This is a genomic window from Halomonas sp. AOP13-D3-9, from assembly GCF_052379125.1.
Classification (GTDB): Bacteria; Pseudomonadota; Gammaproteobacteria; order Pseudomonadales; family Halomonadaceae; genus Vreelandella.
Genome location: NZ_JBQSYH010000021.1, coordinates 59,941 through 85,357, shown reverse-complemented (window position 1 = coordinate 85,357; position 25,417 = coordinate 59,941). Strand labels below are relative to the sequence as shown.

Genomic DNA, 25,417 nt, shown 5'->3' with positions numbered 1-25,417 from the left:
AAGCTGCCTCTTTCGCCATAGGCAAAGCCAAAGCAGCGAATTTACTGGCGGCGATTTTCAAACTGCTCTGCCGCTGCCGTGGGCGGATCATTTTCTATTAACTAAACAGAGCGCCATAACATGCACTTACTAATATTTATTAGAACAAACTCTTATTTAAAAATAATGGCCCGTGGTTTAGAAAAACAAATGAAGCGATGTTTACTGGGCGGCATACGCTATATCGTCAAAGCGCCCGCGCCAGAAACCATCAATAACCTTGTGGGCATAGAGAAAATTTTGATTATTCGCCCCAATTTTAGACTGGGCAACGCGCTAATTAGCACTCCTATCATCGATGCTTTGCGTAAACGTTTTCCTTCCGCACGCATAGACTATCTAGCGACCGATAAAACATGGCCACTGTTGCAACAACGGCCCGTTGACCATTTTTATTTACTGTCGAGAACTGCGATTCTCCGTCCTTGGCAGTGCGTGACATTATGTCGACGCCTAAGGGTTCAACGCTATGACCTAGCGGTACAAGTGAGCGGAGGATCCACGAGCGGCTATATAGTGACACAGTTAATTGGCGCAAGGTACAGCATGGGGTCACGTAAAGGTCACCAGCGCTGGTACAGCATTGAGGCGGAAGGGAAGTCATCACATGCCTATGATGCCATCGTTAATTTGACCCGCCCGCTCGGCGTTGCTTGCCGTAATCGGCCATTGCTCCAGCTAACGGAGCAGGAACGCTATCGCGCAATGGTAAAGGTAGAACAGCTAGTCAGCCTTAATAGTGATCACCCGTCAGAAACTGACTTTATTGCGATCTTCGTAGGAGGGCATCAAAACAAACGTTGGCCGTTGGTATTTTGGCTAACACTCATCAATGCCATGGAAGCTCGCAAAATACGTTATGTCGTTTTCCTTGGGCCGGAGGAGTTTAGGCTTCAAGCACCGATTGAGCAGCGTTTGATGTCAGCACTATATGGCAGCTTATGCCCACCGCTACCTATCCGTCACTTTGCCGCCGTTTTAGAGCGTGCGCGATTACTCGTGACACCCGACTCAGGGCCAATGCACTTAGCAGCAGCACTCGATGTCGCCACCATTTCCCTGGTGCGCCAGAAAAAATCACTCGCCTTCGTACCACGAGAGCCCTATGACACCATTCTGTGGCGCCCAGAGATCAGCACGGTAATAGAAGCCATACAAGCTAATCTGGACGGACAAGGTTCAACGGCACTCGTTAATGCTGGCTCGGTAACAAACCACCCAACACAGTGGGTAACACCACTACCAAGTGTAGCCCAGATGCATTCTAGCTACTAAATTAAAGCGCATAACTGTCCGTTAAGTTTTGCACTTTATAGTACCCCTACTATTACGTTACCGAGTGCACTGTCTTGCCTATTTCAACTACATCAAAACCTAATGGCACGGGTGCTAAACGCATCTTCCGTGCTTCTATCAATGCAGCATCGGGTTTAAAAGCTTGCTGGACAAACGAATCTGCTTTTAGACAAGAGGTGATGCTATGCCTCATCCTCTACCCTTTTTTATTTTTTGTTAATGCCACTTCTGTTGAAAAAGCGTTGCTGTTTTCTTCACTCACTCTTGTAGTGATAGTGGAGCTCATTAATTCCGCCATCGAAAGCACCATTGACCGTATCGGACTAGAACATAACGAACTTAGTGGACGTGCGAAAGACATGGGGGCTGCCGCCGTCATGATGACCATTTTTATGATGATGGGTGTGTGGCTATGCGTGCTGCTCAACTAAACGTTCTCAAACCCATAATATCCACTTGGCTTTTATTTTTAATCGGCATGTCAGTTTTCAGTATTTTAAATATCGACTTTACGCTTACTGACTTTCTATATCGCCTTCAGGGTAATATCTGGGCATGGAAAAATACCTGGATTACCCAAGATATTCTTCACAAAGGGGGTAAATGGCTAAGCTTGGCTATGGGTTTAGCCACACTTCTTCTATTGATACTAAGCACCACGGTTACTTGTCTTAAGGATTATCGTGCGCCGCTTTTATATCTTTTTTCCGCAACGCTTCTTTCAGCCCTACTGGTAGCAACTATTAAACACCTGGTGAGCATGGAATGCCCTTGGGATTTAATGCGCTATGGTGGCAATCAAGACTTTATTGGTTTGCTCGATATACGCCCTCCCTCAATGCCTGCGTCCGCTTGCTTTCCCGCCGGGCATGCCAGCGCAGGCTATACGTGGATAGCTCTTTACTTCTTTTTTGCCGCCATATGGCCCAATTGGCGATGGGCAGGGCTTGCGCTTGGTTTGGGGCTTGGCCTTACGTTTGGCATCGCTCAACAGTTGCGCGGGGCGCACTTTCTATCTCACGACCTCTGGACGGTGATGATTTGCTGGACGGTAAGCTTTGCCCTTTCAAGTTTCTTATTCCCCCCCAGCGTTCGTTAATCTTTTCATACAGTGAGCCTTTCGATGCCCCCTTTGCTGTCATTCCCTTCAAAAATGGTTAACACCGTTTTTAATTTTTGCTCCACACTGAGCACGGAGCAGCTTGTCTTGTGGGTCGTTGTCATATTCAGTGTTTTTTATAATTTACCTTTCTGGCAACAAGCGATTGCTGGTTATGACCTTTTGGCAATCCAGACGTGGCTGACTCTTGCCAGTATGTTTTTGGTAATGACCTGCCTTAACTATTTGGTCTTCGTAAGCCTTGCTGTTCGACCGTTGGTAAAACCCTTATTAACCATACTGTTTCTGATTGCCGCCATTGTCAGTTACTTTACTACTTACTACGGCACCTATTTTGATACCTCAATGTTAGATAATGTGCTTCAAACAGATACTAACGAAGCCCAGGAACTTCTCACCCCTGGTTTACTGATTCATTTGGCCATCTTTTTTGGCCTGCCTACCCTCATGATTTGGCGAATTGATATCGCGCCTTCATCCTGGAAGAAAGCTATTGTGCACCGCTCAGCTTATTGCCTCGCCAGTGCGGCTATTTTATTGCTTGCGACCTTCTTATCTTACCAAGAAGTGTCGTCACTCATGCGCAACAATAAAGAGCTTCGCTACTTGGTGACCCCGGGTAATTATATTGTTTCGATGGCACAGGCGCTTTACAGCCAACACGCTAACGAGAATACGGTGCGATCCCCAGTAGGAGAGGATGCCTATATCAGCCCGCAGGAGGGTGACAAGCCCACTCTGCTAGTCATCGTAGTGGGCGAAACGGTGCGGGCGGCGAATTGGGGATTAAATGGTTATGAGCGCCAAACCACGCCCAAACTTGCCCAGCAGCCTGACGTTATCAATTTTTCAGACGTTTCCTCATGCGGAACCAGCACGGCAGTCTCATTACCCTGCATGTTTTCATTACCGGGACGTGCCAATTACGCTAAATCCTATGCTCAGCAACATGAATCCTTACTGGACGTATTAGCCCACGCTGGGTTAGAGGTCACCTGGCTTGATAACCAATCAGGCTGTAAAGGTGTCTGCGACGGAGTAACGACAAAAACACTCTCGCCAGAGAACGATACTTCTTTGTGCCAAGATGGGCGATGCCTGGATGAGGCATTGGTTCAAGCCCTAACGACGCAAATTAGCGCTACCTCAGCTGATCAGGTGGTCGTGCTCCATCAGCTAGGCAACCATGGGCCAAGCTATTACCAGCGCTACCCTGCTACCTACGAACGTTTTGTTCCCGCTTGCACCACCGCTGATTTAGCCAAGTGCTCAAGAGACGCCATCACCAACAGCTACGACAATGCCATTCTATATACCGACACCGTGTTGGATCAGGTAATTGAGACGTTAAAGGTTCAGGATGACTACGCAACTGCGATGATCTACCTCTCTGATCATGGTGAATCACTGGGTGAAAAGGGGCTTTATTTGCACGGCATTCCCTACGCTATTGCACCCGACGAACAGACGCATGTGCCTATGGTTTGGTGGCTGTCCAGTTCATTCTCACAGCAGCAAGGGCTTAATACGGGCTGCTTACGACAAGTCGCTGATGAAACTGCCTCGCACGATAACTTATTTCACAGCGTGCTGGGGTTGCTTAACGTAGCAACGGACGTTTACCAGCAGGCAAAAGATATTAGCCAAACGTGCCGAAATCCCTACAGCGGGTAAACATGTAAGTGATCGTTAAGTATTCGGTGGCAAGATGAATTTAACCTCACCACGACTCAGGTGCATCGGAATGTTTATATCGCTCTTATCAACAAAAAAAACCGCTTCTGATAGTTGGGTGTCTAGTAATGATAATATTTTCATTGACTTGCAATGGTTTTCTTTCCAAGCATGTATCGTTTTAACCAGCTTGGTAAGCGTTCTCCTTGCGCTATTTGAGATAGAATCCATTGAAATCATCATTGCTATTTTCAGCATCGCGGCCAGCAGTACGTCTCAGCTATTGAGGTTACGCAGTGCTAACAAAACGAGTTGCTGCTCCCTTCACTCATTAGAGAACGAAGTTTTAGATACGCTGGATGCGATAGGTGTAGCAGGCGTTGGTACTGTGGTTATTTTGTTTCTACTGGCTTAATCAAGCAATGAAACATCTATTATTGTGTATTATCAGCTCAGTAGGGGCCTTCCAGATATTATTCCTTCTTTATTATTAAAACCAAGCAAGTGTCTAAAAGGCTTAAGATTTTTATCAATGACGTGTATTACCCCATGTTCATATCTCACTCCCCATCAACGAGGAGCCCCTCTATCGCCCTCAGCAAATAATTTTCTCACAGCCCCGCAGCGCGTAATCGCTCCTTGAGGCGATGATTCTCCTCAATCAAGTCAGTCGCCAACGCGGCAAGTTCGGGCGCGGCCTCAAAATCACGTTCAAACTGGCACATACGTCGAGCCCGGGTCAGGTCATAACTCGTAAAGCGCCAGCTCGCCACATAGGGCGAACCATCGGCCAGTAGACCACTTTCAATACGCTCGATGACCCAGTTGGTTTCTACCGAGCAGGCACGTGCCAGCTCATCTAGGGTCAAGGTTGCCTCGTCGATCAGTTCACCGCTGGTAATCGCTCGCTGTACCATGGCCTAGCTTCCTTTCCGTTGGCGCGGGTTGAAAGCCAATTCCCGCGCCATGGTTTCATAGAGTTCCCGTGCCTTATCGGTATTCGCCGGGGGCAACACTACCTCTAGCTCCACATACAGATCGCCTGGCTCAGGCCCAGGAATCCCGCGACCTTTTAAGCGCAACCGTCGCCCCGATTGCGAGCCCGCAGGCAACGTCACCTTCACCATCCCAGACGGAGTAGGGGTCTCGATGCTGGCTCCTAGCGCAGCTTCCCAAGGCGTGACCGGTACCGTTTGGTGCACATCCCGGCCTTCTATCCGATAACTGGGGTCGGGTGTAAAGTGGATTTCAAGGAACAGATCCCCAGCCGGCCCACCGCCACTCCCCGGGCTACCCTGACCCGAGAGCCTGATATGCTGCCCCGCTTTAACACCCTTGGGGATCCCAACGTTAAGCGTATGCTGTCTAGAACTGACGCGACCTTGTGCATCGACCTGAGGCACTTGCAATGTGATCGAACGGGTAGCGCCGAGGTAAGCATCTTTGAGGTCAATAACAACTTTGGCGTGACGATCCTCACCGCGCATTTGATATGCACCGCGCTGCCCTCGCCCTGCCCGGCCACTCTGTCCAAACAGGTTGGCAAAGAAATCACTGAATTCACCGAGATCGGCTTCCTCGAAGCCACGCCCGCTGTACTCAAAACCTGCATCCCAGTCCGGCGGTGGTTGGAAATTCTGGCCAGCTTGATACTGTTGAGCCAGTTGGTCATAGGCGAGACGCTTCTCGGGATCAGATAGCACTGCCTTGGCTTCATTGATTTCCTGCATGCGCTGCTCGGCATCGGGCTCTTTGCTGACATCAGGATGAAACTTGCGGGCCAGCTTGCGGTAGGCTTTTTTGATCTCCTCGGCCGTTGCGGTCTTCACCACGCCGAGCACCTGATAGTAATCTTTAAATTCCACGTTGAGAGCCTCCGATTGTCGGAATGGGCTCCAGGCATTTATCCGCCAAGTATCCCGTGTAATTAGCTGCTGTTGAATCAAGGGTAGTCGACAACCCCCTTACACGCCTGCAGGTTCGGCGCCTAGTGATAAACCAGCTTTGAGCACTCTGCATTAGCAGCGTAGCCCCAACACAATTTAGCGTATTTATTGATCCGTAAATTAACCCATATCAATAAACACCCACACAGTGATTTGGATAACGGCTGAAGAGCTCTATTTCAGGCAGGACTGCCGAGCAGAGCACGACGAAAGAGCCTGACGAAAGAGCGGTGCTGAGACGATTGGGCTCCGTCCTTTTATAAAATCGCATAGGCTGGTTACACATAACGCTAACACAGATCAGGGCAATGCTTTTTAAACAGCCTTAGCATTCAACATAGCTATATGACTGTCCCTAAATAGCCTAGTGGGATCACCTAAGGAATCTCGCCATGCCACTCGATAGCGTTGAATCAGTAGGCATCAATAGTTGTGGCGTTGTGCATGCGGTGAGAGGCGCGGTGGTTGACGTTTTGTTTGAAGATGGTGACTTGCCACCGATTAATGCCGCGTTAAAGGTGGCGTGGGATCAGCCCTCATTGCTCCTGCTTGAGGTGCATAGTCACCTTGATATGAAAACGCTACGCGCGGTGGCATTTCAATCAACCGCGGGGCTTTCACGTGGCGTGCCGGTGCATATCACTGGCAGCTCAGTCTCTGTGCCTGTCGGGGTTGCAGTGCTGGGACGGCTTCTGGATGTTATCGGCCAACCACAAGACAATGGCGTTCCGTTGCCCGACGACACGCCCCGCCGCTCCATACATGCACTCCCCCCTTCGCTCGTAACACAATCCACTAGTACGGAGATTTTTGAGACAGGCATCAAGGTCATTGATCTGTTGACGCCAATGGCCCAGGGCGGAAAAGCGGCCATGTTTGGCGGTGCGGGCGTCGGCAAAACCGTGCTTGTGATGGAATTAATTCGCGCCATGGTTGAGAAATACCAAGGTATATCAGTGTTTGCAGGGATTGGTGAACGCTCACGCGAGGGGCATGAACTACTGACTGAAATGCAGGCATCGGGGGTTTTAGAACGAACGGTCTTAGTCTATGGGCAGATGAACGAGCCACCCGGAGCACGTTGGCGTGCGCCGTTAACAGCGTTAACAATCTCAGAGTATTTCCGTGATCAGAAACACCAAAACGTATTGCTCTTAATGGACAATGTGTTTCGTTTTGTCCAAGCAGGCGCCGAAGTATCGAGCTTATTGGGCAGACTGCCTTCCCGCGTGGGGTATCAACCCACACTGGCCAGCGAAGTCGCCCAACTTCAGGAACGCATCGCCTCAGTAGCAGGCGCCGCCGTTACCGCCATTCAGGCCGTCTATGTGCCTGCTGATGATTTCACCGACCCTGCGGTGACCACCATTTCCAGCCATATGGATTGCGTTATTGTACTGTCACGTGCCCAGGCTGCGCAGGGGTTCTACCCCGCGATTGATCCGCTTGCCTCCTCGTCGATGCTACTTGATCCGTCGGTGGTGGGCGTCGAGCACTATCAAATCGCCGAGGCTGTCCGGCAAGCATTGGCAAGATTCAAGGAGCTTGGCGACATCATCTCCTTACTGGGCATTGAAGAATTAGGAGCGGCGGATCGGCTGATGGTTAAACGTGCCCGACGACTACAACGCTTTCTTAGCCAACCGTTTATGGTGACCGAAGCCTTCACCGGCACGCCGGGTGCAAGGGTTCCTCTCGAAGAGACGCTCGCCGGATGCCGAGCCATTTTAGAGGGCGTCGCCGATGAATGGTCCGAAAGCTCGCTGTATATGGTGGGCACGCTTGAACAGGCGCGTGCCAAAGAGGCGCAGGCGATAGCAAACGACGCCAAGCTTTCCCTTGGTGAGGGTGCCACATGAAACTGACAATCATCACCCCGCTGGCGATTGTCGTGGACGAGGAGATCGAGAGCCTGCGTGCAGAGGATGCAAGCGGTAGCTTCGGAATTCTTAACCGTCATGCCCCCTTCTTAACGTCACTGACTCTCTCGATTCTCAGTTGGCGGGTATCCACCACCGAACGATTCTGTGCGGTTCGGGGCGGTGTGCTAACTATCGCGAAAGGAGGCGCCATTGAGATCACGACACGCGAAGCGGTGATCGGCAATGACCTTGCCACACTGGGTGCCGACGTCTTAGCGCGCTTCGAAGCGGAGGCGGAAGAGGAAAAGGTCGAGCATGTTGAGAGCATGCGCCTACAGATCAACGCCATACGGCAAATGATCAGTCGGCTTCATCTTGGCGCCAATACAGGAGAGTTCCGGTGAGTACGGATCATCCTAAGGAGCCTAACGAGGTGACAATAAACGATGACCCCTTGGTCAGTGAAGCCAGGCGGCGGCACCAACGACATGAACGTTGGCTGCGCGAAGGCGACATGTCCGTTGGCCGTCGTCTTGCTCAAATCGGGGTGCTGGGCTGGATATTTATCGTGCCTACCCTGGCAGGCCTATTTTTTGGGCGTTGGCTGGATGCCCAACTGACCAGCGGCATCTTCTGGACCACGCCGCTGATGATGCTGGGCATATGCCTTGGCGGCTGGTCAGCCTGGAAATGGATGAATGCACGATGATCAATGCACCCTCTTGGCCACTCTCTTTACCACTCTTTCTACCACTCACCATCGCATTATGCTTTCTAGGCGGACTGGCGGTTGGTTATGCCTACTTTAGCGCTCTGCAGAAGACGGTTGACCTTTTTGTAAGCACTACTAACGGGCACCCAATAATGGGAATGGTATTAACGCTAGGACGCTTTACGTTTATGGCCTTGGCGCTCTATCTCGCCGTGTTGATGGGTGGTTTTACGCTGTTAGCCATGCTGGCCGGCATTGTATCGGCCAAGTCGCTTATGTTTCGCAAAATAAGGCACGCCAGCCCATGAACTCGCCTCTTGAAAGCAGCGCCCTATTTCAACTCGGGCCATTTCCAATCACCCAAGGCATTATCACGACATGGATAATTATGGTGATACTCCTGGCTGGGTCATTTTTGCTCACCCGGCACCTTGATACGCTACCTGGTAAGCGCCAGGCCGTGCTTGAGCTAATCGTCGCCACTCTGGATACCCAGATACGCGAGACGACCGGCGCAGAACCAGCGCCCTATCGAGGCTTCATCGGCACCCTTTTCCTCTTCATTCTGGTCGCCAATTGGGCTTCGCTCATACCGGGAGTGACACCACCAACCGCCCAGCTCGAAACCGATGCGGCGTTGGCGATACTGGTTTTTTTATCGATCATCTGGTTTGGCATCCGCAAAGGTGGCGTGCGGGGTTACCTAAAATCCTTCGCCGCGCCCAACCTCATTATGATTCCGCTGAATATTCTGGAAAGCGTCACCCGGATTTTTTCGATGTTTGTACGCTTGTTCGGCAATGTGATGAGCGGCGTCTTCGTTATTGGCATCGTTGCCTCATTGGCGGGGCTTCTTGTCCCCATTCCATTAATGGCACTCGATCTGCTGACGGGACTGGTACAAGCCTACATTTTTGCCGTGCTGGCGATGGTATTCATCACAGCGACAGTCGAAGAAAGCCAACCCACAGTGAAAGACTCACCCCCCGCATCGCCACTTTTAGAGAGGGAATCTTGATGGACTATCTCAGCATGGTCACTACTTTTAGTGCCGCTTTCGCCGTCGCGTTTGGTGCTATCGGCCCCGCTCTTGCAGAGGGACGCGCCGTCGCAGCCGCTATGGATGCTATCGCGCGCCAGCCTGAGGCCGCTAATACCATCTCACGGACCCTGTTCGTTGGTTTGGCGATGATTGAAACGACCGCCATTTACTGTCTGGTCATCTCGCTTTTACTGCTGTTCGCCAACCCGTTACTTGGGTAATCCCATGAGCATTGATTTTTGGAGCCTGGGGTTACAGGCCGTTAACGTCCTCATTTTGGTCTGGCTGCTGTCCCATTTTTTTTGGCGGCCGGTCGCTGCCGCAATTAAGCAACGTCAGACCGCGGTGAGTACTCTGCTAAGCGACGCTCAAACGGCCAAGACCAATGCTGATACCCTGCTTGTTGAATTGACGACTGCCCGTGAAGGCATCGCAGCCGAGCGCGAGGAAATGCTGACCGAGACCGCGAAAACGGCGGAAATTGCCGCCAACCTAGCGCTGGCTAATGCTCACAAACAAGCGCAGACACTCATTGATACCGCCAAGCTTAACAGCGCTCGTGAGTCCTCTGCTTTGCGCGCCGAACTCACGGCACAAGCCAGTCAGCTCGCCGTCAACATTGCGCAAAAATTACTCAGCCGCCTGGACACCGCTGTTGTTCAAAGTGCGTTTGTGGGTTTGCTGGTTGAAGCGATAGGCGCGCTGTCCGCAGATGAAAGACAGTCATTACTGACGGCAGACCAGGGCATAGAACTGATCGGCACACTAGACGTTAGTGAACAGGACAAGGCAACCCTGAAGCAAGCTCTCGGCCAAGCACTTGGCAAGTCACCAGCACTGACCTTTCTTTCCGACCCCGAACTGATCGCGGGCCTTGAGATAAAAACCCCGCACTTCGCGCTTCACAACAGCTGGCAGTCGGATCTCACGACGATCGCCAAGGCACTTAACCATGCCGAGTAGTCCGCTAGATTGGCTTCAAGCCTCGCAAAACGTGATTCGCGCCACCTCCATCGGCACGCAAACTGAGCATAAGGGTCGCGTCGAGGAAATCAGCGACGGCGTGGCGATGATTTCTGGACTGCGCGATGTTCGTCTTGATGAGGTACTCAGGTTCGAAGGCGGTCAACTTGGGTTTGCTCGGGTTCTTGACCCTGACTTGATCGGTTGCGTTTTGTTAGATTCAGCCACCGATGTTAACTCAGGCGATGCCGTTTTCAGCACCGGTGACGTTATTAGTGTACCGGTGGGTGAAGCGCTATTAGGTAGGGTGATTGATCCGCTCGGCCGTCCTTTAGATGGTAAGGGACCAATCGAGACAACCACTTTTTTACCTATCGAGCGCCCGGCACCTTCGATTATTGAGCGCGACCTTGTCACCGAACCCGTTCAGACCGGCATTCTGGTTGTCGACACGCTGTTCGCCCTCGGCCGAGGCCAACGAGAGTTAATTGTGGGTGATCACGCTACTGGTAAAACCACACTGGCCACCGACGCGCTGATTGCCCAGAAGTCTAGCGATATGATTTGTATATATGTCGCGGTAGGACAAAAGAGTTCCAGCGTTCGGCGCGTGATTGATGCACTGCAAGCTCAGGGAGACTTCAAGCGCTGCATTGTCCTGGTAGCGGGATCGGCTAGCTCTCCTGGACTGCAATGGATTGCCCCCTATGCCGGGGTCACGATGGCAGAGTATTTTCGCGATAAAGGGCAGCATGCGCTAATCGTCATTGACGATCTTTCTAAACATGCAGCCACCCACCGCGAAATCGCTTTGCTAACGCGACAGGCGCCTGGACGCGAAGCGTATCCGGGCGATGTTTTTTATATACACGCAAGGTTACTGGAACGGGCCGCTAAGCTGTCGAAAGCACGCGGAGGCGGCTCGTTGACCGCGCTACCCATTGCCGAGACGGATGCCGGCAATCTTTCTGCCTTCATACCGACCAATCTGATTTCCATCACCGATGGACAAATTGTGCTCAGCGCTGACTTGTTCCATCAGGGTCAAAAACCTGCAGTGGATGTGGGTCTAAGCGTTAGCCGTGTGGGTGGAAAAACGCAAGCTAAACCACTGCGCGAGGCAGCCAGTACGTTGCGTCTCGATTATGCGCAATTTTTAGAACTAGAGGTGTTCACCCGCTTTGGAGGAATGCCCGATGGCCGAGTGCGCGAGCAGTTAACCCGTGGTGCACGTATTAGAGCCATTCTGCGCCAACCGCAGCATGTACCGTATCGTTTAGCTGACGAGATCGGACTCATGCTAGCCGTACAATCAGGGTTGTTAGATTCGTTACCGCTAGATGTCATAGCGACTTTTTGCGCGGGGCTGGCTGGCCTACTCGATAAGGATGTGCCAGAGGTTTTACGTCTTATTGATGACACTGGCGAGGTCAATAGTTCGGCACGGGACGCGCTAATGGCGGCGCTAACTCACTTTGCTGAATCTTTAATAAAAATCCCTTCCTAAAAGGTGTTAAGACGTTATGACTGAACGACTAGCTGATATTAGTGCCAGGATAGAAGGCATCCGCCAACTAGGCGCAGTAATGAATGCTATGAAGGGCATCGCGGCCTCACGTGCTCAAGTTGCACGAACACAAATGAAGGCCGTCGACAGCTATGTCGCCACCATTGCCAAAGCGATTTCCAGCGCCATCGGCACCACTTCTACTCCCATCGGAGCTGTCACAAAAACATTCGCAGAACCAATCACAAAAACAGCCGCAAAAACCTCTCCATGCAAACGGGGCTTGCTGGTGTTCTGTGCAGAGCAGGGGTTCGCTGGCGCGTTTAGCGAGCGTGTGCTGGATAGCATCGTTAGCTCATCAGACGCCCCGCCCTTATTTATGATTGGCACCCGGGGAGGATCCATTGCAGCGGCCCGTGGATTAGTGGCGTGCTGGAGCCATGCGATGCCTGCACGCACGCTGGGCATACCCAAGCTGGCGGATAACATCACCAAAGCAATCTACCGTGAAATGACACAGGGCAATATTGATTGTCTGGATGTTCTCTTCACTACCTGGACAGGCGGTCGCAGCTCGATCATGCGTCAGGCTATTTTTCCCATTGACCACTCTGTTTTCCCACCGCAAACGGATGACCGTTTGCTAATACAAATTCCCATCGACACGCTGATCAACGATCTGAGCAGGGATTATTTTCATGCCATGGTGTGTAAGGCGGCGCTTCATGCCTTTAGTGCCGAAAATGAAGCCCGCATGGCCGCCATGTCAGCAGCGGGAAGTCAGATTGAGCAAGAGCTAGAGGTGTTTCAAGCTACATTACGCCGGGTAAGGCAGGAAACGATTACTGCGGAAATCATTGAACTCGGCACTGGCTTCGCCACTGTTAATAGCCACTGAAAACCACTACGCAGAAATAAAGGTTTCGACGTGGCGCTTGGCTAATTACTTAAGCAGTGGTCCCGTTTGATCCAGATACGTTGGATCAAAGTTAACCAGTGTGGCAAGTTCTTGATAGTTATCGAAGGTCACCACGCCATTTCGAAAAGTAAGCAGTCCCTTTTCTCGCAACTGCCTAAGCACACGGTTCACATGTACCGCCGTCAGGCCTAACGCATCGGCCAGATGATATTGGGTTAACGGGCAGGTGTACCCTCTTTTATCCCCCATCCCCACCAGCGTTAGTCGTGAGCCCAGCTCCAACAGAAAATGCGCCATGCGATCTACCGCGCTGCGTCGCCCGATATTAACCAAGTGCTCTACCACCATTGCTTCATCGCGTGATGCCGCCCATAAGATAGCCGTCGCCAATCGCAGGTTCTGAGCAAAAACATCCAACAAATCTTTCACCAGCACTTCAGACACTTCAATATCCGTCACCGACTCAATGCCATGATCAGACGTATGCAGTAATGCACTGCGAAGACCCAGAAAATCTCCAGGAATTTGGAAATCGACAATTTGGCGTGAACCATCAGGCAATATCTTATAAGAGCACACCCAACCCGCCGCCAGAATGTAGGCTATTTGGTCTGATTGCCCTTGATGCACCAAATCTCTACCCGCCACTAACGTCTTGCGGCGCCTATGCAACCCCGATAAAAGCGACAGATCTGACGTCGATAACGCCACGAATGCCCCAAGTTTTCTTGCCAGAGGAGTATCTTCAATCGCCGTCAAATTTTATTCCCTTTCGATAACGTTATTAAAAATAACCTCATTACAGGCTGCTTTGGGTTAGCCCAGCATAGCGGGCTTTGTGTAAACCTGCTGACATTCGTGAACGAGACGGTGATCCATCATCGTTTCTCCTCTATCTGCAAAGAGAAGCCAAAATGCCAAAACAAAATGAATACCAAGGAATGGCCGCTTTATCCATTTGCGAATCACTTCTCCTTGCCATGAATGATCAAAAACTTTTATCGGAAAGCGCCATTATCGGCATTCTACAAGACGCCGCCAGCGCACATGAGCATGCGGCGAGTCTCGACTTCGAACCTGATGCGCACTTGGCTGTGGCAGCCTTGATCAACGGTATCATCAGTGGTGGCAACTCGGTTCGACGACCGTAACAAACGCTGAGAATAACCTATTTAAAAGCACCGCTAACTTTGATCAGTACCGGACATCCAGGCGGGCATTAATCTCACGGCAGGAAACGGATGGAATATTTACGCCATCCTCAAAGGGGAAACAATGTTAAAGCGTCCTGCGACCAGCTGTACCGATGAAGTAGCTGCAGATAGCAACCGTTCTGGTGCAAAAGCCAGCCCACCTTCTTTGTATAAAACCATGGATCAATTGACCCACAGCGCCGTTGCTAAAACGACGGGGGGCCTTGCCCCCTCTGTGCTTGGAGAAGCTTGGTTGGACTGGGCCGTGCATATGGCTGCTTCTCCTGGTAAGCAATGGCAACTAATGGAATCGGCAATGCGCAATGCACAGGCGCTTTGGTTACAGTCGATTACCGGGAATGAAGCAACAGGCGCTAACAATACGCCGGTGGACAAGCGCTTTGTTAGTCACCGCTGGCAGCAGTACCCGTTTAATCTCTGGTCGCAGGCACATCGTCAGCACTGGCAATGGTGGCAAGAGGCCATGACTGGCGTTCATGGCGTTGCTCCGGCCCATGAAGATCTTATGGCATTTGTGGCCGGTCTTTTGGTTGATACATCAGCGCCCTCTAATTACCCCTTCACCAACCCAGACGTTATCGCCGCAGCGCAGGCTGAACAGGGTCAGAACTTTCTCCGGGGTGCCAAAAATCTTGCCGATGATCTCTACCACAAAACCCGCACACCGAAATCTTCGGCCCCACAGCCCTTTGAGGTCGGACGGAATCTTGCGGTAACGCCCGGCAAGGTCGTTTTCCGGAACGATTTGATTGAATTAATTCAATATACCCCCAGCACCGCACATGTTCGCCCCGAACCCATTTTTATCGTGCCTGCCTGGATCATGAAATACTACATTCTTGATCTGTCACCGACGAATTCACTGGTTCAGTTCCTGGTAGCTCAAGGTTTCACCGTTTTCATCGTCTCGTGGAAGAATCCTAGCGCAGAGGATCGCGATCTAGGCATGGAGGAGTACCGAAAGCTGGGTGTAATGGAGGCTATCGATGCTATTCAGGCGATTACCCAAGCGCCAAAAATCCATGCAGTGGGCTATTGCTTAGGCGGTACGCTACTGGCCATAGCGGCTGCTGCCATGGCGCGCGATGGCGACGAGCGTTGCGCGACGGTCTCGTTACTCGCGGCGCAAATCGATTTCACCGAGGCGGGGCCGTTGCGTCTGTTCATCAACGACACCCAAGTGACCATGATTGAAGACATGATGTCACAGACCGGCTATTTATCATCGGAACAGATGGCGGGTGCTTTTACCCTGCTGCGCGCTCGAGACTTAATGTGGGCGCCTGCCATTGAGCGTTATCTGCTGGGTATACAGGGCCACTCCTTCGACCTAATGGCCTGGAATGCTGATGCGACAAGAATGCCTTACCGGATGCACTCAGAATATCTTCGTTGGCTGTTTCTGAATAATGACTTGGCCGATGGACGCTACCAAGTGGGTAACAAAGCGATCGCGGTCACCGATATTCGTGCCCCTATCTTTGCCGTTGGCACTGAGGAAGATCATGTTGCCCCCTGGCGATCGGTTTACAAACTTCACTTATTCGCTGATGTAGAAGTGACCTTCGTGTTGACCAGTGGTGGTCACAATGCGGGCATTGTGTCGGAACCTGGACATCAACACCGACATTTCCGCATCGCCAATACCCTTGCAGATGCCTCTTATCGTTCCCCTGAAGAGTGGTGTGCCGAGACCGCCTCGCATGAAGGTTCATGGTGGCCTTCGTTCACGGAGTGGCTTGCACAACATTCGAGTGATCCCATCGAGCCTCCTCATATGGGCGCACGCTCCGGGCAGTATGCGGTACTTTGTGATGCGCCTGGCACCTATGTGAAACAAACATGAGCACTCTCGTCAACGATCTTAACCGAACTGAAAACAGTCAGGAAAACTGCCTTAACAACAAGATCGCCCTGGTCGTTGGCGTTGCCAACCAACACTCAATTGCAGCCGGTTGCGCTCAAGCATTTCGATCAGCAGGTGCCGAGGTTGTGCTGACCTACGCCAATGAAAAGGCCAAGCCTTTCGTGACGCCCGTGGCGGAGGCCATGGGAGCGGCGCTGTTACTGCCAATGGACGTAGAGCAGGACGGTGAAATGGAAGCGGTATTTGCTGCAGTGGCCCAACGTTGGGGACGACTCGATATTCTGGTGCATTCAATCGCCTTCTGTACTGCCGATGATCTCCATGGGCGCGTCACTGATTGCTCACGAGCCGGTTTTGCACAGGCGATGGATGTATCCGTTCACTCACTTATCCGCATGGCGAGACTTGCCGAGCCACTGATGACCCAGGGTGGCTCGATTCTCACCATGACGTACTACGGGGGTGAGAAGGTCATCGATCACTACAACATCATGGGCCCGGTCAAAGCAGCACTTGATGGCACCATGCGCTCGTTGGCGGTCGAACTTGGCCCTAAAGGAATTCGTGTCAACGCGATCTCTCCTGGCCCGCTAAAAACAAGAGCGGCCTCTGGCATTGCCCACTTCGATGAATTGATTGATGCAGCAAGGTCACGCGCGCCGGAACAAGCGCTAGTCACTATTGAAGACGTCGGCGCCATGGCGGTGATGCTTTCCAGCGATCAAGCCCATTGCGTCTCAGGCGACACCGCCTATGTGGATGGAGGCTTCCATGTCCGAGCTTGAGCAGGTAGTAGAGGCAACACCGACGATTGCGTATATAGAGAATAAAACCTACGACGAGATTTCCATCGGGGATAGTGCCGAACTGACCCGCACATTGAAAACCCAGGACATCGAGCTATTCGCCGTTATGTCAGGCGACGTGAATCCTGCCCACGTTGATACTGAATACGCGAAAACCGATATGTTTCATGGCGTCATTGCCCATGGCATGTGGGGTGGCGCACTGATCTCGGCGGTACTTGGTACTCAATTACCTGGCCCGGGCACCATCTTCCTTACTCAGAGCCTGAAATTTCTGGCGCCTGTCGGACTGGGCGATACGGTGGTTGTGAGAGTGGAAGTTACCGAAAAACATGATAAGGGCCGTTTAACCCTCGCCTGCACATGCTTCAATGAGCGCAACACCTTGGTGATCAGTGGCACCGCCGAAGTGATCGCACCGCGCGAAAAAGTGCGGCGCCCCAGGGTCGTCTTGCCCGACGTTCACTTGCACGTTCAAGGTGCACAATACGCCAAGTTAATCGCCGCGACGCACAACCTCGCGGCTATCCGCACCGCTGTCGTTCACCCCTGCGATGAGCTTTCTCTCACGGGCGCCCTTGATGCCGCGCGCCAAGGCATGATCGTGCCCATCCTGGTAGGCCCAACGGTCAAGATCCAGGCAGTTGCCAAGGCCGCTGGACAAAGCCTTGATGGCATCGAGATTATCGATGCGCCGCATAGCCATGCCGCAGCGGACACAGCCGTTGCACTGGTGCGTTCCGCTCGTGTGGAAGCGCTTATGAAGGGGTCGTTGCATACCGACGAGTTAATGAATGCTGTGGTTAACTCGGACACGGGCCTGCGCACCGAACGTCGCATGAGCCACGTCTACGTACTTGATGTCCCCCCCTACCCCAAGCCGCTTTTTATCACCGATGCCGCTATCAATATCTATCCCGACCTCACCACTAAACGCGACATCGTCCAAAACGCAATCGATCTTGCTCACGCCCTAGGCATCCCCCAGCCAAAGGTGGCGATACTGTCAGCGGTAGAGACTGTTAATCCACATATCACCTCGACGCTTGATGCAGCAGCGCTGTGTAAAATGGCTGAACGGGGCCAGATTACCGGCGGTTTGATTGATGGGCCGCTGGCCTTCGACAATGCCATCTCTGCTTCGGCTGCAAAGACGAAGGGCATCGTGTCTCAAGTGGCTGGCGACGCTGACATCCTAGTTGCACCCGACCTCGAAGCAGCCAATATGATGGCCAAACAGCTTATCTATTTGGCCGGTGCCGACGCGGCGGGCATTGTATTGGGAGCAAGGGTGCCAATTATTCTGACCAGCCGAGCGGATAGCCCGATGGCTCGGCTTGCCTCATGCGCTCTAGCACAGTGCTTTATCAACGACAGAGAGAATAAAGCACGATGACAGACGCGATCTTGGTCTTGAACGCGGGCTCATCGAGCCTTAAGTTTGCCCTTTATCCGAATGAAGAAAACCCTTCTGTAGCCCTATTGCGAGGTAAAATTGCTGGCATTGGCAGCCATCCTATTTTTTCAGCACGTGATCGCCAAGACCTTGCCTTGCAGCAAAACGAAGGGATGCGTTTAACCGCTGGGAGTACGCTTGACGATATTGTCCCCGCGCTTCTTGACTGGCTAAAGAGCCACTGTGGTGATGTTAATATCATCGCTACGGGCCACCGAGTGGTGCATGGCGGGCGCAACCATAGCGGCCCAGCAAAAGTCACAGATGCGCTACTCGACGAACTGACGACACTGATACCGCTAGCCCCTCTACACCAACCACACAATTTAAAGGCGATTCGTGCCGTCGCTTCTTTGCTACCTGCTCTACCTCAAGTCGCCTGCTTCGATACCAGCTTCCACCGCACCCAGAGCCGTCTTGCCCAGCTATTTGCACTGCCTCGCAGGCTGACCGATGCAGGTATTATTCGTTATGGCTTTCACGGTCTCTCTTACGACTACATCGCCCGCACCTTACCTCAACACCTCGGCGTTAAGGCTGAAGGTCGCGTTATCGTGGCTCACCTTGGCAATGGGGCCAGCATGTGTGCCATGAAAGCTCGCTGCAGTGTTGCGACCAGCATGGGATTCACAGCCCTAGATGGCCTAATGATGGGCCAACGCTGTGGCTCAATCGATCCCGGTGTGTTGCTATATCTGCTAGATGGCTTGGATATGACGACACAAGAACTTAATCACTTGCTCTATGAAGAGTCAGGCCTTTTGGGCGTGTCGGGTATCAGTAATGATATGGCCATACTGCAATCAAGCCCTGCTCCCGAGGCCCTTGAAGCCATTGAGCTTTTTTGCTATCGCGCAGCGTGTGAACTTACCGCGCTCTGTACAACGATAGGAGGTCTCGACGCTATTGTTTTCACGGCTGGAATCGGAGAGAACTCCGCGCTCGCCCGTGGTCTTATCTGTGAGCATCTGGCCTGGATGGGAGTTACCTTGGATGTTCATGCGAACGAGCGTAATGCACGACAGATTAGCGCAACATCATCGACGGTAGATGTAATGGTCATTCCCACCAATGAGGAGATGACGATTGCATGCGCCACTCACAGAGCAACAGGTCAGCGGGTTAAGGGTTGTCGGCCTCAAATTCAGTAATAGGCCTATTTTGGGCAGGAATATAAAAATAGAATTTTCGTTTTTAACACACGCGGGAAAAAACTTGGAACCGTAAGTAACGGTCACCTTTTGGTGAAATTATGACAAAGATAGGTTATGCCACTTTGACTAAATTTAATGTCTGGTCAAACAAGCAAGCCCAGAAATGGAGGCGGCCCCAAAAGCCGCATCCCGGCACACGCAGCCACCACTACCGTTGCTCCCTTCCGGGCCTGGCGGGGTTCGCAGTTTAGCGTTGCGGGAGGACCTAAGGGGCCACCATAACGGCACACTCTGTGATTTATCCTACTGCTTACAGGCAGTAGCGAGTGTGCTGAGGTTGATGTGGTGGCTACGCCCTGATTTGAACAGGGGACCCCATCATTATGAGTGATGTGCTCTAACCAGCTGAGCTACGTAGCCTTTTCCTCATCAACGGGTGCAGATTATGCCTATCTTAGATATGAAAGGCAAGCCGGATTCCGGCTTGCCCTGCTAGTCAACAAAGCGTATCGAAATTGGCTTACTGAATAGCGGCGCGCACGGCCTCTGCTCCAGGCTCGCCATCGCGGGTTGTCACACCTTCCAACCACTCATCCAGCACACCATCGTTGGCGTTCAAGTATTCCCGAGCGGCATCACGAGGGTCTTCACCATCATCCATGATCGCGCTCATCAATTGATTTTCCATTTCCAGTGTAAACGTCATATTGCGTAATAACGCTCCCACATTGGGGCACTCATCCACGAAACCGGCACGGGTATTGGTATGCACCGTCGCGCCGCCTAAATCGGGGCCAAAATAGTCATCGGCATCAGAAAGATAGGCCATATCAAAGTTGGAGTTCATGGGGTGCGGTTCCCAACCTAAAAACACCATCCACTGCTCATTGGGCACTCGAGCGCGCAGTTCCGCCAGCATTCCCGCTTCACTGGAATCGATCACCTGCCAATCGCCTAACCCGTAAGCATCGTCATCGATCATCTGCTCAATGAGCTCGTTGCCGTCGTTACCCGCTTCAATGCCGTGCACGCTGCTATCGAACTGATCTGCGTGCTCGGCTAAATCATTAACTGACGTCACGCCCGCATCGTAAACGTATTGGGGAACCGCCAAGGTGTACTTGGCCCCTTCCAGGTTGGCTACCAAGCGCTCAACTTCACCGCGCTCGATATAAGGGTCGCTGATAGAGGCCATGGAAGGCATCCAGTTACCCAGGAAGACATCGAAATCATTGTTGCGCATACCGGCGTAGGCAATCGGCACGGAAACTGTGTCCACGCTCGGCTCGTAACCCAACCCCTCGAGGACTTCGCTGGCGAGCGCAGTGGTGGCGGTGATATCCGTCCAACCCACTTCGGCAAAGCGCACGCTGCTGCACTCATTGGCATAAGCCGCCGTTGGCAGACCCGCTGCCAGTAATAAAGCACCTGCGTAGCGTGAAGAAATTCTGCTCATCATCGTTGTCCCCTTAAAGCGATAAATATTGTCGACGCCTTTTATTGATTGAACGTTCAATAAAAAAATGCCATCATGTTTAGGTAATCATGTCTACGCTCGGGTTTCAAGCAACAGCCCTGGTAGACATTCAACGAATTGGGAGAACTTCTCTAGGAGAACGCTGTGCCAAAGGTGGGAATGGAACCGATACGCCGCCAGCAGTTAATTACTGCGACCATGGCCGCCATTGACGAAGTCGGCCTTGCCGAAACCACCGTGATGCGCATTGCTCGTCATGCGGGCGTTTCAGCGGGCATTATCAGCCACTACTTTGGCGGTAAAGATGGCCTGCTGGAAGCGACCATGCGGCAAATCCTTACCGACCTGACCACGGCCGTTGCGGTGCGCCGCCACGCATTGGAAGACGACTCTCCCCGCGCCCATATCGGTGCCATTATTGAAGGCAACTTTGACCGCACTCAGGTCACCGGCCCCGCCGCCAAAACGTGGTTAGCGTTCTGGGCCAGCAGCATGCATAAGCCAATGCTGCAGCGGCTGCAAAACGTCAACGACCGCCGTCTTTACAGCAATTTATGCCACCAGTTTCGACGTGTGATGCCCCGCGTAGAGGCCCGTAACGCCGCCCGCGGTCTGGCCGCCATGATTGATGGGCTATGGCTACGCGGTGCACTGACACCAGAAGGCCTTAATGCTGAAGAAGCGCGTTTTCTTGCCCACACTCATCTCGATCAGCTTTTTGTTCACTATGGATGCCAACAACCCGCATCCAACACTTACAGCTAATTTTTTATCTTATTTAAGGAGTCCTACATGGCCGCTCAAGACGTACAGCCACTCTATATTGATGGTCGCCAGGTAGACGCCACTTCAGGTGAAACCTTTACCGTCACCAACCCGTTTGATGGCAGCCTGCTGGCCACTATCGGCCAAGCCAGCCAAGCTGATGTCGATTCAGCCGTCGCCGCCGCCCAACGCGGCCAGCGCGAGTGGGCTGCGATGAGCGGTATGGAGCGTTCGCGCATCATGCTGCGTGCCGTTGCGCTATTAAGAGAGCGTAATGACGAGCTGGCCGAGCTTGAAACCCGCAACACCGGCAAACCGATCAGCGAAACCGCTAGTGTCGATATCGTGACCGGCGCAGATGCGCTGGAGTACTACGCTGGCCTGGCGCCTGCTATTGAAGGCAGCCAGATCCCCTTGCGCGATAGCTCTTTTGTCTACACTCGCCGTGAGCCGCTGGGCGTGATCGGTGCGATTGGCGCCTGGAACTACCCTATCCAGATTGCCTGCTGGAAAGCCGCCCCGGCGCTGGCTGCAGGTAACGCCATCGTATTTAAGCCCAGCGAAGTGACCCCGCTCACCGTGATGAAACTGGCGGAAATCTTCACCGAAGCTGGCCTGCCCAACGGTGTCTTTAACGTCGTCCAGGGCGACGGCCACGTAGGTGCCATGCTCACCGAGCACCCCGGCATCGCCAAAGTCTCGTTCACCGGCGAAGCGGGTACCGGCAAAAAGGTCATGGCTGCCGCCGCTAGCTCGACGTTAAAAGACGTCACCATGGAACTGGGCGGTAAGTCGCCGCTGTTGGTATTCGCCGATGCCGACCTTGATCGCGCCGCCGACGCCGCCATGATGGCCAACTTCTACTCCAGCGGCCAAATCTGTACCAACGGTACGCGAGTATTTGTCGAACGCAGCGTTAAAGACGCCTTTGAAGCCAAGTTGGTGGAGCGCGTTAAGCGCATCAAGGCAGGCGACCCGATGGATCCTAGCGTCAACTTTGGCCCGCTGGTCAGCTTTGAACACCAGGAGAAAGTGCTCTCCTATATTGCCCTGGGCAAAGAGCAAGGCGCTCGCCTGCTAGTGGGTGGCGATGACTGGAGCACCGGTAGCTTCGCCAATGGCGCCTGGGCAGCTCCCACAGTCTTTACCGACTGCACCGACGACATGCGCATTGTGCGTGAAGAGATCTTCGGCCCGGTAATGTCAGTACTCGCTTTTGATGACGAAGCTGAAGTCATTCGCCGCGCCAATGACACCACTTACGGCCTTGCCGCCGGTGTCTTCAGCGAAAGCCTCAACCGCGCCCACCGCGTTATTCACCAGCTGGAAGCCGGTATCTGCTGGATTAACACCTGGGGCGAGTCACCTTCCGAGATGCCGGTAGGCGGCTATAAAGAGTCGGGCATTGGCCGCGAGAACGGCATCGAGACGCTCAATCACTACACCCAAACCAAGTCCGTACAGATTGAGATGGGGCCGTTTGAGTCGGTGTTTTAAATCAAAAAAGCACCTCTTGCCGCGCATTAACTGACCAGAGCGCTGGGGGTAGCTTGTAGCGAGGGTCTTTTCCCGTGGCCGAAACTTGTTCCTTTCAGTTTCGGCATGCCCGCCATCCGTGGCGGGCAGATAGGAAAAGTAGCGCCCAGGGATGGGTTCACAGCGCCCTCGCGAAAAGTTACCGCCAGGAAGCCCCGTCCCATCTTTAGCCTCGGTAATTCCTTATGCCTCAAGCACGTGAATTTGATTACATCATTATCGGCGCAGGCTCCGCGGGCAATGTGCTCGCTACTCGCCTCACCGAAGACAGCAGCGTTAGCGTGCTGTTGTTAGAAGCGGGCGGCCCCGATTACCGCCTTGATTTTCGTACGCAAATGCCCGCTGCCCTAGCGTTTCCACTGCAGGGCAAGCGCTACAACTGGGCGTTTGAAACTGATCCCGAACCGTATATGGATGGCCGCCGCATGGAGTGTGGCCGCGGCAAAGGCCTGGGCGGCTCCTCGCTGATTAACGGCATGTGCTACATCCGCGGTAATGCCCTGGATTACGACAACTGGGCCAAACAGCCTGGTCTTGAAGACTGGGACTACCTCAGTTGCCTGCCCTACTTCAAAAAATGTGAAACCCGTGACGTGGGTGCCAACAGCTATCACGGCGGCGATGGCCCGGTCAGCATTACCACACCAAAAGCCGACAATAATCCGCTTTACCGCACCTTTATTGAAGCTGGCAAACAGGCGGGCTACCCGGAAACCGAAGACGTTAACGGCTACCAGCAAGAAGGCTTCGGCCCCATGGATCGCTTCGTTACGCCCAAAGGCCGTCGCGCCTCAACGGCCCGTGGCTACCTGGATACCGCCAAACAGCGCCACAACCTCACCATCGAAACCCATGCCGTCACCGACGTTATCGAGTTTGAAGGCAAGCGTGCGGTGGGTGTTCGCTATGAGCAGAAAGGCGAAAAACAGCAGGCCTACGCCCGGCGCGAAGTGCTGCTCTGTGGTGGAGCTATCGCCTCCCCACAGATTCTTCAGCGCTCCGGTATCGGCAACCCAGAACTGCTTAAAGAGCTCGATATCGAGACGGTGCATGCCCTGCCCGGCGTAGGTGAAAACCTCCAGGATCACCTGGAGATGTACATCCAGTACGAATGCAAAGAGCCGATTTCCCTCTACCCGGCATTGAAGTGGTACAACCAGCCCAAAATTGGCGCCGAGTGGCTGTTTAAAGGGACTGGCGTGGGTGCCAGCAACCAGTTTGAATCCTGTGGTTTTATCCGCAGCCGCGATGAAGAAGAGTGGCCCAATCTGCAGTACCACTTTCTGCCCATCGCGATTAGCTACAACGGCAAAAGCGCGGTGCAGGCTCACGGCTTCCAGGCCCACGTTGGCTCTATGCGCTCGGAAAGCCGTGGCCGTATTCGACTTACCTCGAAAGACCCCCATGCCGCACCCAGCATACTGTTCAACTACATGGCCAAAGAGAAAGATTGGCAGGAGTTCCGCGACGCTATTCGCCTCACCCGCGATATCATCGCCCAGCCAGCGTTTGATAGATATCGTGGTCGCGAGATAGCGCCAGGCCCAGGCGTCCAGACCGATGCCGAGCTCGATGCTTTCGTCAAACAGCACGCCGAAACCGCCTACCACCCCTGTGGCAGCTGCAGGATGGGCGATGACGATATGGCAGTCACCGATGGTCAGGGCCGCGTTCATGGTATTGAGGGCTTGCGTGTGGTCGATGCCTCACTGTTCCCGGTGATTCCCACCGGCAACCTAAACGCGCCGACGATTATGCTGGCGGAGAAAATCGCCGACCGTATTAAAGGCCATGAGCCGCTACCCCGCGCCAGCGTTGACTACTACGTCGCTAACGGCGCACCGGCAAAACGCATCTGAACATTTAGTTGGTTTTTTACTCCAAACGCCATGGCCTGTTGCCATGGCGTTTTTTTGATGAGCACATCGCATTTGTAGCGCTAAACATGCCTAAATACTTGCACGAAGCGGGTACCATCTGCCAATATTCAAACAAGTGTTCGATTGATCATTTTAACCAACACCAACACTTTACTAACAACAGCTGGCCAGCAATAAAGGCC

26 protein-coding genes, 1 tRNA gene and 1 other RNA gene are annotated in these 25,417 nt (G+C 52.9%); 22 read left to right on the top strand and 6 right to left on the bottom strand.

Annotation, left to right across the window (positions count from 1 at the left end; translation table 11 throughout):
- The first annotated feature begins 120 nt into the window (after positions 1–120).
- The 5 genes from ACT3UM_RS20605 (at position 121) to ACT3UM_RS20585 (ending at position 4,544) form a co-directional block, all read left to right on the top strand.
- Positions 121–1,314 carry a glycosyltransferase family 9 protein gene (locus ACT3UM_RS20605; RefSeq protein WP_498901939.1) on the top strand — a complete coding sequence of 398 codons (1,194 nt, stop codon included), beginning with the start codon at positions 121–123 and terminating at the stop codon, positions 1,312–1,314.
- Positions 1,315–1,388: 74 nt separating this feature from the next.
- Positions 1,389–1,766: a diacylglycerol kinase gene (locus ACT3UM_RS20600; protein ID WP_498901938.1), complete on the top strand. Its 378-nt coding sequence runs from the start codon at positions 1,389–1,391 to the stop codon at positions 1,764–1,766.
- Complete coding sequence (locus ACT3UM_RS20595) at positions 1,748–2,434, top strand: phosphatase PAP2 family protein (RefSeq protein ID WP_498901937.1); 687 nt, start codon at positions 1,748–1,750, stop codon at positions 2,432–2,434. Before ACT3UM_RS20600 ends, ACT3UM_RS20595 begins: the two co-directional genes overlap by 19 nt.
- Before the next feature lie 24 nt (positions 2,435–2,458).
- On the top strand, positions 2,459–4,129 hold the full coding sequence (locus tag ACT3UM_RS20590; RefSeq protein WP_498901936.1) for a phosphoethanolamine transferase: 1,671 nt from the start codon (positions 2,459–2,461) through the stop codon (positions 4,127–4,129).
- Positions 4,130–4,199: 70 nt separating this feature from the next.
- The gene (locus ACT3UM_RS20585) at positions 4,200–4,544 is read left to right on the top strand and encodes a hypothetical protein (RefSeq protein ID WP_498901935.1); all 345 of its coding nucleotides are present in this window, start codon (positions 4,200–4,202) and stop codon (positions 4,542–4,544) included.
- Between the two features lie 196 nt (positions 4,545–4,740).
- On the opposite strand, the gene ACT3UM_RS20580 is transcribed toward ACT3UM_RS20585, so the two are convergent.
- On the bottom strand, positions 4,741–5,046 hold the full coding sequence (locus ACT3UM_RS20580) for a chaperone modulator CbpM (RefSeq protein WP_498901934.1): 306 nt from the start codon (positions 5,044–5,046) through the stop codon (positions 4,741–4,743).
- Positions 5,047–5,049: 3 nt separating this feature from the next.
- Entirely contained in the window at positions 5,050–5,994 is a 945-nt protein-coding gene (locus ACT3UM_RS20575; RefSeq protein ID WP_498901933.1) for a DnaJ C-terminal domain-containing protein, read from the bottom strand.
- A gap of 473 nt (positions 5,995–6,467) precedes the next feature.
- On the opposite strand from ACT3UM_RS20575, the gene atpD reads away from it, so the two are divergent.
- Genes atpD through ACT3UM_RS20530 form a run of 9 tightly spaced genes read left to right on the top strand, consistent with a single transcriptional unit; the run spans position 6,468 to position 13,059 of the window.
- The gene (gene atpD, locus ACT3UM_RS20570) at positions 6,468–7,934 is read left to right on the top strand and encodes a F0F1 ATP synthase subunit beta (protein WP_498901932.1); all 1,467 of its coding nucleotides are present in this window, start codon (positions 6,468–6,470) and stop codon (positions 7,932–7,934) included.
- The gene (locus ACT3UM_RS20565; protein ID WP_498901931.1) at positions 7,931–8,341 is read left to right on the top strand and encodes a F0F1 ATP synthase subunit epsilon; all 411 of its coding nucleotides are present in this window, start codon (positions 7,931–7,933) and stop codon (positions 8,339–8,341) included. Before atpD ends, ACT3UM_RS20565 begins: the two co-directional genes overlap by 4 nt.
- Positions 8,338–8,646 carry an AtpZ/AtpI family protein gene (locus ACT3UM_RS20560; RefSeq protein ID WP_498901930.1) on the top strand — a complete coding sequence of 103 codons (309 nt, stop codon included), beginning with the start codon at positions 8,338–8,340 and terminating at the stop codon, positions 8,644–8,646. The genes ACT3UM_RS20565 and ACT3UM_RS20560 overlap by 4 nt, the downstream gene beginning before the upstream one ends.
- Positions 8,601–8,957 (top strand): N-ATPase subunit AtpR, encoded by a 357-nt coding sequence (locus tag ACT3UM_RS20555; RefSeq protein WP_498901929.1) that lies wholly within the window; start codon positions 8,601–8,603, stop codon positions 8,955–8,957. The genes ACT3UM_RS20560 and ACT3UM_RS20555 overlap by 46 nt, the downstream gene beginning before the upstream one ends.
- On the top strand, positions 8,954–9,667 hold the full coding sequence (locus ACT3UM_RS20550; RefSeq protein ID WP_498901928.1) for a F0F1 ATP synthase subunit A: 714 nt from the start codon (positions 8,954–8,956) through the stop codon (positions 9,665–9,667). The genes ACT3UM_RS20555 and ACT3UM_RS20550 overlap by 4 nt, the downstream gene beginning before the upstream one ends.
- Positions 9,667–9,912: a F0F1 ATP synthase subunit C gene (locus ACT3UM_RS20545; RefSeq protein WP_498901927.1), complete on the top strand. Its 246-nt coding sequence runs from the start codon at positions 9,667–9,669 to the stop codon at positions 9,910–9,912. The genes ACT3UM_RS20550 and ACT3UM_RS20545 overlap by 1 nt, the downstream gene beginning before the upstream one ends.
- 4 nt (positions 9,913–9,916) lie before the next feature.
- Positions 9,917–10,654 carry a F0F1 ATP synthase subunit B gene (locus ACT3UM_RS20540; protein WP_498901926.1) on the top strand — a complete coding sequence of 246 codons (738 nt, stop codon included), beginning with the start codon at positions 9,917–9,919 and terminating at the stop codon, positions 10,652–10,654.
- Positions 10,644–12,161, top strand: a complete 1,518-nt coding sequence (locus ACT3UM_RS20535) for a F0F1 ATP synthase subunit alpha (protein ID WP_498901925.1) — start codon at positions 10,644–10,646, stop codon at positions 12,159–12,161. Before ACT3UM_RS20540 ends, ACT3UM_RS20535 begins: the two co-directional genes overlap by 11 nt.
- A gap of 16 nt (positions 12,162–12,177) precedes the next feature.
- The gene (locus tag ACT3UM_RS20530) at positions 12,178–13,059 is read left to right on the top strand and encodes a F0F1 ATP synthase subunit gamma (RefSeq protein ID WP_498901924.1); all 882 of its coding nucleotides are present in this window, start codon (positions 12,178–12,180) and stop codon (positions 13,057–13,059) included.
- A gap of 45 nt (positions 13,060–13,104) precedes the next feature.
- On the opposite strand, the gene ACT3UM_RS20525 is transcribed toward ACT3UM_RS20530, so the two are convergent.
- Positions 13,105–13,839 (bottom strand): Crp/Fnr family transcriptional regulator, encoded by a 735-nt coding sequence (locus ACT3UM_RS20525; protein ID WP_498901923.1) that lies wholly within the window; start codon positions 13,837–13,839, stop codon positions 13,105–13,107.
- 155 nt (positions 13,840–13,994) lie between these two features.
- Here ACT3UM_RS20525 and ACT3UM_RS20520 point away from each other — a divergent pair, with 155 nt between their 5' ends.
- The 5 genes from ACT3UM_RS20520 (at position 13,995) to ACT3UM_RS20500 (ending at position 19,574) form a co-directional block, all read left to right on the top strand.
- Entirely contained in the window at positions 13,995–14,231 is a 237-nt protein-coding gene (locus ACT3UM_RS20520) for a hypothetical protein (protein ID WP_498901922.1), read from the top strand.
- Positions 14,232–14,355: 124 nt separating this feature from the next.
- Complete coding sequence (locus tag ACT3UM_RS20515; protein WP_498901921.1) at positions 14,356–16,140, top strand: PHA/PHB synthase family protein; 1,785 nt, start codon at positions 14,356–14,358, stop codon at positions 16,138–16,140.
- Positions 16,137–16,946 carry an enoyl-ACP reductase FabI gene (fabI, locus tag ACT3UM_RS20510; RefSeq protein ID WP_498901920.1) on the top strand — a complete coding sequence of 270 codons (810 nt, stop codon included), beginning with the start codon at positions 16,137–16,139 and terminating at the stop codon, positions 16,944–16,946. The genes ACT3UM_RS20515 and fabI overlap by 4 nt, the downstream gene beginning before the upstream one ends.
- Positions 16,933–18,363 carry a bifunctional enoyl-CoA hydratase/phosphate acetyltransferase gene (locus ACT3UM_RS20505; protein WP_498901919.1) on the top strand — a complete coding sequence of 477 codons (1,431 nt, stop codon included), beginning with the start codon at positions 16,933–16,935 and terminating at the stop codon, positions 18,361–18,363. The genes fabI and ACT3UM_RS20505 overlap by 14 nt, the downstream gene beginning before the upstream one ends.
- Complete coding sequence (locus tag ACT3UM_RS20500) at positions 18,360–19,574, top strand: acetate/propionate family kinase (RefSeq protein WP_498901918.1); 1,215 nt, start codon at positions 18,360–18,362, stop codon at positions 19,572–19,574. The genes ACT3UM_RS20505 and ACT3UM_RS20500 overlap by 4 nt, the downstream gene beginning before the upstream one ends.
- Before the next feature lie 176 nt (positions 19,575–19,750).
- Here the strand turns inward: ACT3UM_RS20500 and ffs are convergent.
- The 3 genes from ffs to ACT3UM_RS20485 form a co-directional block, all read right to left on the bottom strand.
- Positions 19,751–19,847: signal recognition particle sRNA small type (gene ffs, locus ACT3UM_RS20495), an RNA gene on the bottom strand.
- A gap of 73 nt (positions 19,848–19,920) precedes the next feature.
- Positions 19,921–19,997, bottom strand: a tRNA-Met gene (locus ACT3UM_RS20490).
- Between the two features lie 100 nt (positions 19,998–20,097).
- Complete coding sequence (locus ACT3UM_RS20485; RefSeq protein WP_081899056.1) at positions 20,098–21,036, bottom strand: choline ABC transporter substrate-binding protein; 939 nt, start codon at positions 21,034–21,036, stop codon at positions 20,098–20,100.
- Between the two features lie 162 nt (positions 21,037–21,198).
- Between ACT3UM_RS20485 and betI the strand changes: the two genes are divergently transcribed.
- The 3 genes from betI to betA all read left to right on the top strand — a co-directional run bounded on the left by betI (position 21,199) and on the right by betA (position 25,214).
- On the top strand, positions 21,199–21,819 hold the full coding sequence (gene betI / locus ACT3UM_RS20480; protein ID WP_498901917.1) for a transcriptional regulator BetI: 621 nt from the start codon (positions 21,199–21,201) through the stop codon (positions 21,817–21,819).
- Positions 21,820–21,846: 27 nt separating this feature from the next.
- Complete coding sequence (gene betB / locus ACT3UM_RS20475; protein WP_498901916.1) at positions 21,847–23,316, top strand: betaine-aldehyde dehydrogenase; 1,470 nt, start codon at positions 21,847–21,849, stop codon at positions 23,314–23,316.
- A 224-nt stretch (positions 23,317–23,540) separates the two neighbouring features.
- Positions 23,541–25,214, top strand: coding sequence for a choline dehydrogenase (betA, locus tag ACT3UM_RS20470; RefSeq protein ID WP_498901915.1), 1,674 nt, complete (start codon positions 23,541–23,543; stop codon positions 25,212–25,214).
- Positions 25,215–25,417 lie beyond the last annotated feature (203 nt).